The following is a 13,673-nucleotide window of genomic DNA, read 5'->3' on the forward strand; positions in this document are numbered from 1 at the left end:
GCGCCTTGGCTGTGATTGGCTAGGTGGGGCCGGCGGCAGGTGGGACTGACCCACCGGCCGCCGGGCCACGGTCAGTCGCGCTGCTCCCCCACCCGGTATGTGACCAGGTTCGGGTCAGCTCGGAGCTGGCGCTGGGTGAATTTGATGGTGTCCCAACCCTTGCCCGAATACAGCCGGGTCTGATCGGCGTACCAGGGTGAGTTCGGGTTGGCCGACTGCGAGTAGGTCAGGATCTGCCGGCCCGATGGCCCGTTGCTACCGAGCTCGACGGCCATCAGGAACGAGGTGCCGTGTAGGACCTTTGGATAGCCAACACCAGACTCGAAACCACCATTGATCATATTGAAAGCGCCGGCTTCGGAACGACCACCGTGGATCGGGATCTGTTCGGCACCACGCGGCTCGGTCTGGATATCGCCGAGACGGGCATCGAGCCGGATGCCGGCCAGCTTCTGAACGGCGTCCGCGAGAGCGGTACGCACCCCCGGGTCGTCGACGGCAAGCCGGCTCGGCGTGGTCAGCGGGGCGGTCGGGTCGAACGGGTCGGCGAAGCGCAGGCCGCCGGCCATAGCGAACTCGGTGAACAGGTGGGCGCCCCGACTGTCCAGATCGACCCGAAGATCCCAACCGCGCAGGGCGGCGCAGGCGGCGGTCAGATCAACGGTGGCGCCGTCGGAGGTCGTCGCCGTTGGCCGCGCCTCGCAACTCCGGACCAGGTCGTCGCGGACCAGTTCGCCGCCGTAGGCCCGGTTGCCGAGCGTCACGTCCCACAGGTTGCTGGTGGTGAAGCCCTTCCCGGGAAGTCCATCGATGCCGGTGAGGCGCTGCCGCACCTGATGCACGCCGAGCCGGGTCCGCAGGCTGCGCTGGGTTTGCTCGTCGCCGACGATGCGCGGGTAGCCCTCCAGCGGATGCTCCGGATTGGCCAGCCAGTAGCTGTCGTTGGAGTTCGTCACGTAGTCACTGCGGACCAGGGTGGGCAGGTTGGCCGGGCCGAGGATGCCGGGTACCGCGGCGTCCGGATCCCGGCCCAACTCGCACGAGGAGCGAGACCCGTCGAGGACGGCCTGACCACTGCTCGCGTACACGGATTGGAAGGGAGCCGGAATGCAGGCGGCGGCCAGGGAGTCGGTCACCCGGGGCACGACGGAGTGGTCGGCGTAGAGAGCCCGGCCGCGGCGGTCAACGGCGATGACGTTGACCCAGGGCAGGAACTGCCGCCGGTCCAGCACCTTCCGCAACTCACCCACCGACCCGGCCCGCCCCATGGCCAGCCAGCCGTCGAGTGCGCGGTTGTTGGTGGCGTTGGCGTCAGTGATCGCGTACGCCGTGGTGGTGGTCCAGTCGAAGTGACCGGGCACCACGACGACCGGACCGAAGTGGGTGTCGTAGAGGGTCCGGCTGATTGGCCCGGTGGGAGTCTGGACGGTGACCGTACGCGCGGTCATCTTCCGGGCCTGGCCGTCGTAGAGGTAGCTGGTCGGGTCGCCGGGCACCAGAGCCAGCCGGTGCCAGACGAATCGGTGGGCGGTGGAAACGGTGTGACTCCAGGCAATCTGGCCGTTATGACCAATCTGGATGAGTGGGTCACCGACCAGTGCCGCACCTTCAACGTCATACCGGCCGGGCACCTTGAGATGCATCCGGTAGAAGCGCTCGGTGTCGTCCCACGGGAAGTGTGGGTTGGCCAGCAGGATGCTGGCGCCGCTGGTGGTGCCGTCCCGCCCCAAGCCGTACGCGTTGCTGCCCAACCCGGCCGGTGCGCCGTCCACGGTGGCGACGGCTGCTTCCGCCTGCGGGGCGTGCGCCGACTCGCCGTTCCCGCTGGCGGTAGGGGGAGCGGCGGCGACGATACCGTCGATGAGGGCACCAGAACTGGCCAGCACCATCCGGGCCCAGTACGCCCGCCACATGTCCAACTCGCTGATCGGGTCTACCCATTCCTTCCCGGCGCAGGCCGGGTCGGTGATCGCTTTCCCGTCGCGGAGGTATGCGTTGTACCCGGCGACAAAGCCGCGAACTTGGTCGCGCACCGGTGTGGATGGTGCGCGGACACCGTCGCGGGAACCGGCGAGCAACTGCTCGGCGACCTGGTCGTCGATGGCCTTCTGATGGAAGAGGTCGCTGCTGACATTGCCGGCCTCCGCGCCGAACCAGCGGGACCGTTCGGCGCGGACCGTCACCATCTGATCGGCGATCAGGCAGATGTTGTCCTCGGCTTGCACGTAGCCGGCGCCGAAGCCGAGGCTGGCAAAATCACGGGCGGTGATGTGCGGTACGCCGTACGACGCGCGTTGGATCAAGGCCGAATAGCCGCCGCCGTTCGCGGTGGCGGCGCCGCCGGTGACGGTGAGTCCAGCGGTGACCAGTCCGACGACGGTGGCTGCGGCGGCGAGCCGGCGTGGGCTCATCGGTCGGCTCTATTCACGGGGCGTTTCTCCCTAACGGGTCGGTGTCCGTGCCCGACCGACGCTAGTGGCGGAAAATCGCCCGGGCTATCGGTAGATGACCATGAACTTTCGTCAGGGATCGCCCCGAGGGGGCCGCTCAACGATGATGACCAGATGGACGACCTCAGCATCCGAGACCGGGTTCCGGCCGACCTGAAACGCTGCATCTCACTCCTCGCCGACGTGCACCGGCTGGACCGCTACCCACTGAACTGGCCCGCCGACCCGTACCAGTGGCTGTCCCCCGACAACACCCGCCACGCCTGGATCGCCGAGCGAGGAGCCGCCGTCGTTGGCCACGTCGTCGTCCACCACCACGCCGCCTTCGCGACCGACCCTGCCTCCCCGACCGTGGCCGAGGTCGGCCGCCTGTTCGTCGCACCGGCCGCCCGTCGCCACAACACCGCGACCCAGCTCCTGCACCACGCCCGTCAATGGGCCGCCGAGCACCAGCTCGACCTCACTCTGGAGATCGTCGACGACACCAGGTCAGCCGCCGCCATCGCCCTGTACGAGCGCACCGGCTGGCGGCACACCCACACCACCACCGCCGCATGGACCAGCCCGGAAGGCCGACCCGTACGGCTGCGCCGCTATACCCTCCGCGAAACCGTGCCGGCGTCGGGGCCTTCGGGCGATCCGGTCCTCAACGAGAACGTGGTCCAGCCGATCGGGTCACCGACCGGTAGGTGAGACTGCGTAGCAGCACCTCGGCCGGGCCACGAACGGACAGCCTGTCCATCACCAGCGCACCGAGCACGCCAACGGTCCAGACACCGACAGCCACAGCAGAGTTCAGGGCAATACCGAAGTTGTCACCCAGCCCAAAAAAGTCCGGGTCAAAGAGGACGAGGAACAGCAGGGACTGGCTCAGGTACAGAGTCAAGGAGCGTTGCCCACTCACCGACAGCGCCTTCACTGTCAGGCCTGGAGGCCGCCGCGCGGCGGCCGCGAGTAGGGCGAACAGGGCCAGGTAGCCGGCTGCGGCCGCATACCCGCCCGCCAGGTGAAGCGTTCCCGCGATCGCACTGATACCAATCGACGGCTCATTCCACACTGATGCCGCCATCAGCGCCGAAGGAACCCCTGCAAGGATGCCGGCCGCCAGTCCGGCAAACGCGACCAGGCTGAGTATCCGTTTCCGCTCTGAACCCCAGGTTAAGACTGATTTACGTCCCGCGTAGACACCGAAGAGCACCGCCGGCATCAGTCCGAATAGACGAATAGCCCCTACGGCCCACTCACTCATTCTCACCTGCAGCGCCTCGACGGCCTCACCACCGAATACGGTCGGTGTCGCCGTGACTACCTCTGCCTGGCCGAGAGCCTCCGCGGGTAGTCCGCGGACGGCACCGGAGAGCAGGGCGAGCGCCATCAGCGACAGGGCCACAGCCAGCAGGCCACGGTCACTGAGACGTACCACGAGCCCAGCGAATACGAGGGCACACAATCCGTAGAGAGCAATGATGTCCGCCGTAAACAACAGCATGCCGTGAACGAATCCAATGGCCACCAACCACATGCCACGTCGACGCAGTAGCCGAGCAGAACGCCCGGATCCTACAGAAGCCCGACTCTGTATAAGCTGCGTGAGGCCGTAGCCGAACAGCGCGGCGAAAAGCGGAAAGGCACGGCCGTCAACCAAGACCATCCGCACCATGGTGAAGATACTGTCGAGTACGGACTGCTCGGCGGGGTACCCCCGGAATCCTGGAAGAAAGCCAAAAGCGAAGACATCAACATTGGCCAGCGCGATCAACAACAGCATGCCCCCGCGCGCCAGGTCGGGTCCCAGCAGGCGCGATCGGACAGGAGTCGCCCGAGCAGCTACCTCTTGACGTACGGCAACCACACCCGCTCACCTCACGTTCCTACTCGAACGACGAAGGAGATCAGTGCCAGTCACGCTACCGGTCACAACGTCCGATGGCACTGAAGCCAACCACCGCACCGCCGGTAGGGATAGCCCATCCCCGATCGAGGCTGGTTCACCTACCGTCGACCCATGAAATTCGGGGCGTTTGCCGGCTTCGGCCTGGGTGAAAGCCAAGGGCTGGCGGGGCCACCCGCACCGGAATTGTCTAGCTAAGAAGGGTGGTGCCACCGGTGGTACTCAACGAAGCACCGCGACAGTATGTCTGGCCCGCCGGCAGCGGCGGGCCAGACATACTGGGGTAGCCCACCAGAACCTGCGTGGCACTCCGGCGAGTCTCGGTGGAGAGTGAGTCGGAATGGCTTCAGACGTTGAAGCGGAACTCCACCACGTCGCCGTCCTGCATGACGTAGTCCTTGCCCTCGATGCGGACCTTGCCCACCGACTTCGCGGCGCTCATCGACCCCGCCTCCAGCAGGTCGTCGTAGGAGACGACCTCCGCCTTGATGAAACCGCGCTGGAAGTCGGAGTGGATAACCCCGGCGGCCTCCGGGGCGCTCGCCCCGACCGGCACGGTCCAGGCCCGCGCCTCCTTGGGGCCGGCGGTGAGGTACGTCTGGAGCCCCAGCGTGCGGAAGCCGACCCGAACGAGCTGGTCCAGCCCGGGCTCGGACTGCCCGATCGACTCCAGGAGCTCGCGGGCCTCCTCCTCGGGCAGATCCACCAGCTCCGATTCGATCTTCGCGTCCATGAAGACGGCCTCGGCGGGGGCGACCAGGGCCCGCAGTTCGTCGAGGAACTCGGCGTTGGCCAGTTCGGCCTCGTCGACGTTGAAGACGTACAGGAAGGGCTTGGTGGTCAGCAGGTGCAGCTCGCGCAGATGCTCCAGCTCGACGCTGGCGGCCGCCGCACCGGCATACAGGGTGGTGCCGGTGTCGAGCACCTCCACGGCGGCCTTGGCGGCGGCGACCGCGGCGGCCCGGTCCTTGCGGAGCTTGGCCTCCTTCTCCAGCCGGGGAATCGCCCGTTCCAGCGTCTGCAGATCGGCGAGGATCAGCTCCGTGTTGATCGTCTCGATGTCGTCCGCCGGGGCGATCTTGCCGTCAACGTGCACCACGTTCGGGTCGGAGAAGGCCCGCACGACCTGGCAGATCGCGGCGGCGTCCCGAATGTTGGCGAGGAACGCGTTACCCCGCCCCTGCCCCTTCGAGGCGCCCCGGACCAGCCCGGCGATGTCGACGAACGACACCGGCGCCGGGATCACTTTCTGCGAGCTGAAGATCTCGGCGAGCTTGCCCAGCCGCTCGTCCGGCAGGCCGACCACGCCGACGTTGGGCTCGATGGTGGCGAAGGGGTAGTTCGCCGCGAGCACGTCATTCTTGGTCAGCGCGTTGAAGAGGGTGCTCTTGCCGACGTTGGGCAGGCCGACGATGCCGATGGTGAGACTCACGACGAGCCAGCTTACGCCGCCGCCCGTCGGCCACCGGCACCTGGCCGACGATTCCGCCGCCGGCTCAGCCCAGCAGGCGTGGACCGATGGGTGTCTCCCGGACGCTGCCGTCCGGACCACGGCTGACCTCGTACGCGGACACGCCCGGGCGGTCCGCCACCGCCTCGACCAGCCGCTCACCCCGGTAGAGCAGACCGACGCCGTCGTCGGTGCACCGACTGGTGGGGAGCGTGCCGTCGCCGACCAGCCGGTGCATCAACGGACGCCGCTGGTCCTCGCTGTCGTAGTGCACACCGTTGCCGTACGGCAGCCAGCCCAACCCGTCGGTGAAGCCACGCAGCGTGGTCCCATAGCTGTCGGTGGCGCCGCCCGCGTGCCAGCAGATCGAGCCGGCCGACACCCCACCCAACACGACACCGGCCTCCCAACACTCGCGCAGGATCTCGCCGAGACCGTGCACCCGCCACACGGCGAGGAGGTTCGCCACGCTGCCCCCGCCGACCCAGATCACGTCCTGTGCCCGCAGATGAGCCCGTACGTCCTCGACGTTCGGCATCGGAAACAGCGCCAGGTGGGACATCCGGAACCGGCTGCCGGCGAACCCCTCGTACACCCGGGTCAGCGTCGCAGGCTGGTCCCCCTGGGCCTGGTCGAGGAAGCAGATTCGCGGCTCCACCGCCCCGGCCAGGTCCGCGGCCAGGTCGAAGACCGGGTTGATCCGCCTGGGCTGGCTGGCTCGTCCCGGCGCGAAGATACCCATACTGGTGGCGAGGATGGTGGGTTCGTTCGCGGGCACGGTCGTCCTTCCGTCGGATATGTCACCCATCCTGCCGGAAAGCGCTCTCGGTCAGTTTGGGGGGCGAGGCTGGCGGGGAATGACCGGCTCGATCCGCGCTGTCCCTGGGGGCAGTTCGGCGGCGGCGGCGAACGGCAGGGTGAAGCGTGCGTCAGCCACCGGCCCAACCGCGTGCGACTCGCGGAGCATCCAGCGGACCTCGTCGGCCGTCCACCCCAGCCCCGGCCGGGCAGCGATCTCGGCGAGCAGCCGCAACGCCGCGCGGGTGTCATCGTCGTAGAAGCGGACGCACCAGTGGTGCACCCACATGCCGAGGGCGCGTAGCCCGTCGTTGTCCAGCGAACGGACGAGCCGGCCACTGGCCGTGTCCTCGAACGCCCGCTCCGGATCCCCGGCAAGGTCCCGGTCCAGCGCTCCGACCGCCGCCGGGGCAACCGCCCGCATACGGGTGAAGAAGCCCTGTGTGACCACAGGATCCAGCGGCGGGCGCCCGTCCCGTGTCGACGCCTGCCCGCCCGCCCCGCTCGCCATCGCCGCACCCTTCTCCCATGACTTGGTGTGCGAGACGGTACCGACCAGGACCGACCGTTCCGGCCCCGGGCACCCCAGCGGTACGCCAGCGTCCGATTCCCGCCAGCCGACCAGCGCCGGACGGAGGCATCATCGGTACGTGGACCTGGACTTTGAACGGTGTTATCGGGCCGTTGACAGCCGCGACCAGCGGTTCGACGGCTGGTTCTACACCGGTGTGCTCTCCACCGGCATCTACTGTCGGCCGTCCTGTCCGGCGACCACCCCGAAGCGGAAGAATGTCCGATTCTTCCCGTCTGCTGCCGCGGCGCAGGGGGCCGGGCTGCGGGCCTGCCGCCGATGCCGGCCGGATGCGACCCCCGGATCACCACAGTGGGATCTTCGGGCCGACCTGGTGAGTCGCGCCATGCGGCTCATCGCCGACGGCGTGGTCGACCGCGACGGGGTACCCGGGCTGGCAGCGCGTCTCGGCTACACCGAGCGGCACCTGCACCGGCTACTCCGCACCGAGCTGGGCGCCGGCCCGCTCGCCCTGGCCCGAGCGCAGCGCGCGCAGACCGCGCGGACCCTGATCGAGTCCACCGACCTCGGAATGGCGGAGATCGCGTTCGCCGCCGGGTTCGGCAGCGTACGGCAGTTCAACGACACCCTCCGCGAGGTGTACGCGGTCCCGCCGTCCGAGCTGCGGGCCACCCGACGCCGTCCAACGGCACCCGCCGGACCCGGCACGATCACGGTACGGCTGGCCTACCGGCCCCCACTGCACGTCGGGGCGCTGCTGGACTTCCTCGCCCCGCGGACGCTACCTGGGGTGGACGAGGTACGCGCCGGCACCTACCACCGGAGCCTGCGGCTGCCACACGGCACCGGCGCGGCGGCGCTGACCCCAACGGACCGGCACGTGGCGGCGACCCTGCGCCTGACCGACCTGCGGGACCTCGCACCGGCGGTGGCCCGGTGCCGCCGACTGCTCGACCTGGACGCCGATCCCACCGCGGTGGATACCACCCTGGCCACCGATCCCGCCCTGGCCCCGATGGTCACGGCGGAGCCCGGCGTCCGGGTGCCACGCGCGGTCGACGGCTTCGAGGTGGCCGTCCGCGCGGTCGTCGGCCAGCAGGTCTCGGTGGCCTCCGCCCGCACCACCCTCACCCGGCTCCTGAGCCAGCTCTCCACCCCGGTGCCGGAGTCGGAGGCGGGAGGCGGCGGGCTACCCGGGTTCCCGGCCGCCGAGGAGGTGCTCGCCGCGCCGGATTCGGCATTCCGGATGCCGGCCGCCCGCCGGGAGACACTGCGTCGGCTCGCTGCGGCGGTGGCCGCCGGGGAGGTCGATCTGGAGCCGGGTGGGGATCGACAGGAGACCCGGCAGCGGCTGCTGGCCCTGCCCGGGATCGGGGCGTGGACGGCGGATTATGTCGCGCTCCGCGCACTCGGCGACCCGGACGTCCTGCTGTCCACCGATGTGGCCCTCCGCCGGGGCGCCGCTGCCCTCGGCCTCCCCCACAGCCCCGACACCTTGCACTCGTACGCCGACCGCTGGCGCCCCTGGCGCTCGTACGCGATGATCCGACTCTGGAGAGCTGCATGAACACGATCGACGCCACCGTCGCCGACACCCCGGCCGGCCCGCTCGGCATCCTCGCCGGACCGGACGGGGCGGTCCGGGCCGCCGGCTTCACCACCGACCTGACCACCCTGCTCGCCCTGGTCCACCCACACCTGCACGCCCCGTTGCGGGAACGACGCGACCTCGGCCCGATCACGGCCGCCGTCACCGCATACCTGGATGGCGAGCTGAGCGCAGTTGACGGGGTTCCGGTCGAGCAACACACCGACGGCGTGTTCCTGGCCCACGCCTGGGACATACTGCGGGACCTGAAGCCGGGCGATCCGGTCACCTACACGGAACTCGCCGGGCTGGCCGGCCGCCCAGCGGCGGTCCGGGCCGCCGCCGCGGCCTGCGCCCGGAACGCCGCCGCGCTCTTCGTCCCCTGTCACCGGGTGCTGCGCACCGACGGAACGCTTGGCGGCTACCGCTGGGGGCTAGATGTGAAGAAGTGGCTGCTGAGTCATGAGCGGCAGTTGACAGCAAGCTGACACCGGCGACACTCCAAAAGGACGTAACGTCGGGTAGTGCCCGCGGAGGTTGACGGCGATCCGGCCCCCACCACAGGCCGACATCCGCTCGACAGCCTCTGGCGGCTGCGGCACTACCTGCGGCCGTACGCGCACGAGTTCGCCTGGCTCTTCCTCGCCGGCCTGGCCGCCATGGCAGCGGGGATCGCCGTGCCGCTGGTGGCCCAGCGGGTGGTGGACGGCCCGGTCGCCCGGCAGGATCCGGCCGGGCTGTTCCGCCTCGCCGGCCTGGCGCTGCTGTTCGGGCTCGCCGAAGCAGTGCTGATCTTCATCCGCCGCTGGGTGCAGTCCTCCTCCTCGGTGGGGATCGAGACGGCCATCCGCGCCGACATCTACGCCCACCTGCAACAGCTCCCGGCCAGCTTCCACGACCGGTGGCAGTCGGGCCAGCTCCTCTCCCGGATCACCACCGACCTGTCGGCGATCCGTCGGTTCCTCTCCTTCGGCCTGCTCTTCTTCGTCCTGAACCTGGTCACCTACGCCGTGGTGGTGGCGCTGCTGATCCGGCTGCACCCCGTGCTGGGCCTGGTCGTGGCGGTCAGCGCCATCCCTCTGTTCCTCCTCGCGCGGCGGTTCGCCCGCGCCTACCACGCCGCCTCCCGGCGGATGCAGGACCAGCAGGGCGACCTGGCCACGCTGGTCGAGGAGACCGCGCAGGGGCTGCGCACGGCGAAGGCGTACGGGCGCGGGCCGGAGCTGGCCGCCCGATTCGCCGTCAGCGCCCGAGCGCTACACGACACCGCGGTCGGCAAGGGACGGCTGCTCGCCGACACCTCCGCCCGCCTTGACCTGGTGCCGAACCTGACCCTGGGCGTCGTCCTCATCGCCGGCGCGGGCGCCGCCGCGGCCGGCACGCTCACCATCGGCGAGCTGGTGGCCTTCGTCAGCCTCCAGCTCCTGCTGATCTGGCCCGTGCAGGGCCTGGGGTGGATCATCGCGGGCGGGCAGGAGGCGGCCACCGCGGCCGACCGAATCTGGGAGGTGCTGGACACCCCGCCCGCAATCCTGGACGCTCCCGACGCCGCCGACCCACCCCGCTCCCAGATCCTTGGTCGGTTGCGGTTCGAGGGAGTCTCGTTCAAGTACCCGGGTGCCCGCGAACCGGTGCTGCGCGGCGTCGACCTCACCATCGAGCCGGGCGAGACGGTGGCGCTGGTCGGGGCGACCGGCTCCGGCAAGAGCAGTCTGCTGTCGCTGGTGCCCCGGCTGCACGACGTGACCGGCGGCCGCGTCACCATCGACGGGTACGACGTGCGGGGCCTGCGGCTGGCGACGCTGCGCCGGCTGGTCGGGGTGGCCTTCGAGGAGCCGACGCTCTTCTCCATGTCGGTGTGGGAGAACGTGACCCTGGGCCGACCCGACGCCGGTGACGAGGAGGTCCGGGCCGCGCTCACGCTGGCACAGGCCACCTTCGCCTACGACCTCCCGTGGGGGTTGGCCACTCGCGTCGGCGAGCAGGGCCTGTCGCTCTCCGGCGGCCAGCGGCAACGGCTCGCGCTCGCCCGGACGGTGCTCAGCCGTCCAGCCCTACTCCTGCTCGACGACCCCCTGTCCGCCCTCGACGTGCACACCGAGGCGCTGGTCGAGACGGCGCTACGCCGGGCCCTACCCGACACGACAACGCTGGTCGTGGTACACCGACCGGCCACGATCGCGCTCGCCGACCGGGTCGCCCTGCTGGAGGCCGGCCGGATCACCGCGCTGGGCCGGCACTCCGACCTGCTCGCCACCGTGCCCGCGTACCGTGCCCTGCTCTCGGCCGAGCCAGGGCCGCCGGCGGACGATCCGACCCCCAACGGCCTGGTGCGCTCGTGACCGACGGTAACGAGCCAGGCGGTGACCCGTTGCCGGCCGTCCCAGTGCCGCGACCACGGTCGGCCCAGGAAAACTGGCGCGGCATCGCGGTCGACCCGGACGCCGACCGCAGCCGGGCCGAGGACACCGATCCGGCGGCGGTGGCCCGGCTGCGCGCCCGCAGCCGGGTGCTGCTGCGCGACCTGCTCCACCCGCACCGCCGACAGCTCGCCGTCGCCGTCGCGCTGCTGCTCATCCAGAACGTGGCGAGCATGGCCGGACCGTATCTGGTGATGCTCGGCATCGACCGGGCCATTCCGCCGCTGCGGGCCGGCGACACCCGGCCACTGACGTACATCGCCGCCGCGTTCGTCGTCGCCACGGTCGCCGAGTACACCGCCCGCCGCGGCTTCCTCGCCCTCTCCGCCCGGATCGGTCAGGCTGTGCTCCTCGACCTCCGACGCCGGGTGTACGGACACTTCCTACGCCTGTCGGTGGCCTTCCACCAGCGGTACACGTCCGGGCGGATGGTCTCTCGGCTCACCAGCGACCTGGACTCCATCGGCGAGTTGGTCGGCGGTGGCATCGACAGCCTGGTCCTCGCTGCCCTGTCGATCCTGTCGGTGGCCGCGATCCTGCTCTGGCTGGATCTCCCGCTGGCCGCCGTGACGCTGCTGGCGTTCCCGTTCCTGTACTGGCTGTCCCGCTGGTTCGCCCGCACCTCGGCCGTGGCGTATCGGTGGACCCGGGACACCATCGCCCTGGTCATCGTGCATGCCGTCGAGTCGCTGCGGGGGATCCGGGCAGTGCAGGCGTTCCGCCGCGAGCCGCGCAACCAACGGATCTTCGTCCGGGTCAACGACGACTACCGGCGGGCCAGCCTGCACGCGTTCCAGCTGATCGCCACCTACTCGCCCGGGGTCAAGCTGATCGGGAACGTCACCATCGCGGTGGTGCTCTGCTACGGCGGATGGCGCGTCCTCAATGGTCACGCCGAGGTTGGGGTGCTCGCCGCCTTCCTGCTCTACCTGCGTCGGTTCTTTGAGCCGATGCAGGAGCTGAGCCAGTTCTACAACTCGTTGCAGTCGGCCACCGCAGCGCTGGAGAAGCTCGCCGGTGTGCTGGACGAGCAACCTGAGGTACCGGAGCCGGCCCGGCCGGTGCCGTTGCCGGCCCCCGAATCCGGTCGCGGGGCGGTCACCTTCCACTCGGTCTCCTTCGGGTACTACCCGCAGTCCCCGATCCTGCACGGACTGGACCTGGACATCCCGGCCGGGCAGACCGTCGCACTGATCGGGGCGACCGGCGCCGGCAAGTCGACCATCGCCAAACTGCTCGCCCGTTTCCACGACCCGAACACGGGCACCGTCGCGCTGGGGGGCGTGGACCTGCGGGACATCGCCGACGCCGACCTACGCCAGGCGCTCGTATTGGTCACTCAGGAGACCCACCTCTTCGGCGGGACCGTCGCGGAGAACATCCGTTTCGGCCGGCCGGACGCGGACGACGCCGCGGTGGCGGCAGCGGCGAAGGCGATCGGCGCGGACGAGTTCATCACCGCCCTGCCCGACGGGTACGCCACCCAGGTGCATCGCCGCGGCAGCCGGCTCTCGGCCGGTCAGCGGCAGCTCGTCGCGTTCGCTCGGGTGTTTCTGGCCGACCCGGCGGTGTTGATCCTCGACGAGGCGACCTCGTCCCTCGACGTCCCGACCGAACGAGCGGTCCAACGGGCCCTGGCCACCATTCTGCGCGACCGTACCGCGCTGGTGATCGCGCACCGACTCTCCACCGTCGAGATCGCCGACCGCGTGCTGGTGCTGGAGTCGGGACGGATCGTCGAGGACGGCTCACCCGCGCGACTGGTCCACCGCGACGGGCGGTACGCCGAGCTGCACCGCCAGTGGCTGGACTCCCTGAGCTGAGCGAAAGGATCAGCTGGTCTCGCCGGCCACACTGAACGACCGAAGTCGATCAATTGCCAGGGCGGTGAAGCCGGCCACGATCAGCGTGCTCATCACCGCCGCGACCGGCACCGACACATCGGTGGCGAGGAGCTCGGTCGGAGCGAACCGGTCGGCGAGCGCGATCACGTACTGCTGGATGGAGAGCACCTTCGTTCCGCTGACGAAATTGCCGAGCAGCCCCTCCCAGATCAGCACGTAGACCAGCCCGAGCAGCACCGGGCGCCGGGTGACCAGGCTGAGCGCGAGGAAGAGCGCACTGTAGGCCAGCGCGCCGACGGAGGCGGCGGCGGCGAGCGCCAGCCCGACCCGGACCGAACTGGCGAGCACACCGGCCACGTACAGCGGCACGGCGACGGTAGCCGCGGTGACGCCGGCAGCCACCGCCAGCTTCGGCAGCACGATCTGCCAACGCGGCAGCGGCTTGGTGAGGATGTGCACCACGGTGCCGTCCTCGATCTCCGCACCGAGCACGCCGGTCCCGACGATCAACGCGATCACCGGCAGCGCCACGGCCAACCCGAGGCCGACCAGCACCGGCGGCCCCCACTCGCCGGGGTCGACCCCCAGGGCGCGGGAGAGCACCGCCAACAGGACCAGCAGCACCGGTAGCGGGAAGAGCAGCAGGAAGCGGCGCCGCCCCAACAGCCCCCGGGCGGTGATCCAGGAAACAGTCGACATG

Annotated in this window: 11 protein-coding genes; 5 read left to right on the plus strand and 6 right to left on the minus strand. The window is 70.0% G+C overall.

The window, feature by feature from the left end; translation table 11 throughout:
• Positions 1-71: 71 nt before the first annotated feature.
• Complete coding sequence (locus STROP_RS18995; RefSeq protein ID WP_012014984.1) at positions 72-2,411, minus strand: acylase; 2,340 nt, start codon at positions 2,409-2,411, stop codon at positions 72-74.
• Positions 2,412-2,564: 153 nt separating this feature from the next.
• Between STROP_RS18995 and STROP_RS19000 the strand changes: the two genes are divergently transcribed.
• Positions 2,565-3,143 (plus strand): GNAT family N-acetyltransferase, encoded by a 579-nt coding sequence (locus STROP_RS19000; protein WP_012014985.1) that lies wholly within the window; start codon positions 2,565-2,567, stop codon positions 3,141-3,143.
• On the opposite strand, the gene STROP_RS19005 is transcribed toward STROP_RS19000, so the two are convergent.
• The 4 genes from STROP_RS19005 to STROP_RS19020 form a co-directional block, all read right to left on the minus strand.
• Positions 3,097-4,218: a DUF418 domain-containing protein gene (locus tag STROP_RS19005; RefSeq protein ID WP_230582498.1), complete on the minus strand. Its 1,122-nt coding sequence runs from the start codon at positions 4,216-4,218 to the stop codon at positions 3,097-3,099. The genes STROP_RS19000 and STROP_RS19005 overlap by 47 nt on opposite strands.
• A gap of 469 nt (positions 4,219-4,687) precedes the next feature.
• Complete coding sequence (ychF, locus tag STROP_RS19010) at positions 4,688-5,773, minus strand: redox-regulated ATPase YchF (protein WP_012014987.1); 1,086 nt, start codon at positions 5,771-5,773, stop codon at positions 4,688-4,690.
• Between the two features lie 64 nt (positions 5,774-5,837).
• Positions 5,838-6,599, minus strand: a complete 762-nt coding sequence (locus STROP_RS19015) for a Type 1 glutamine amidotransferase-like domain-containing protein (protein WP_028680529.1) — start codon at positions 6,597-6,599, stop codon at positions 5,838-5,840.
• A gap of 21 nt (positions 6,600-6,620) precedes the next feature.
• Positions 6,621-7,100, minus strand: coding sequence for a hypothetical protein (locus STROP_RS19020; protein ID WP_026275152.1), 480 nt, complete (start codon positions 7,098-7,100; stop codon positions 6,621-6,623).
• 139 nt (positions 7,101-7,239) lie between these two features.
• Between STROP_RS19020 and STROP_RS19025 the strand changes: the two genes are divergently transcribed.
• The 4 genes from STROP_RS19025 to STROP_RS19040 are packed head-to-tail and all read left to right on the plus strand — an operon-like array spanning position 7,240 to position 12,952.
• Positions 7,240-8,688, plus strand: coding sequence for an AlkA N-terminal domain-containing protein (locus tag STROP_RS19025; protein WP_026275727.1), 1,449 nt, complete (start codon positions 7,240-7,242; stop codon positions 8,686-8,688).
• Positions 8,685-9,197 carry a methylated-DNA--[protein]-cysteine S-methyltransferase gene (locus STROP_RS19030; RefSeq protein WP_012014990.1) on the plus strand — a complete coding sequence of 171 codons (513 nt, stop codon included), beginning with the start codon at positions 8,685-8,687 and terminating at the stop codon, positions 9,195-9,197. The genes STROP_RS19025 and STROP_RS19030 overlap by 4 nt, the downstream gene beginning before the upstream one ends.
• Positions 9,198-9,233: 36 nt before the next feature.
• Positions 9,234-11,051 (plus strand): ABC transporter ATP-binding protein, encoded by a 1,818-nt coding sequence (locus STROP_RS19035; protein WP_012014991.1) that lies wholly within the window; start codon positions 9,234-9,236, stop codon positions 11,049-11,051.
• Complete coding sequence (locus tag STROP_RS19040; RefSeq protein WP_012014992.1) at positions 11,048-12,952, plus strand: ABC transporter ATP-binding protein; 1,905 nt, start codon at positions 11,048-11,050, stop codon at positions 12,950-12,952. Before STROP_RS19035 ends, STROP_RS19040 begins: the two co-directional genes overlap by 4 nt.
• Positions 12,953-12,961: 9 nt before the next feature.
• Here the strand turns inward: STROP_RS19040 and STROP_RS19045 are convergent, their stop codons facing one another.
• On the minus strand, positions 12,962-13,672 hold the full coding sequence (locus tag STROP_RS19045; RefSeq protein WP_012014993.1) for an ABC transporter permease: 711 nt from the start codon (positions 13,670-13,672) through the stop codon (positions 12,962-12,964).
• Position 13,673: the final 1 nt, after the last annotated feature.

The sequence above is a fragment of the Salinispora tropica CNB-440 genome (assembly GCF_000016425.1).
GTDB classification, from domain to species: domain Bacteria; phylum Actinomycetota; class Actinomycetes; order Mycobacteriales; family Micromonosporaceae; genus Micromonospora; species Micromonospora tropica.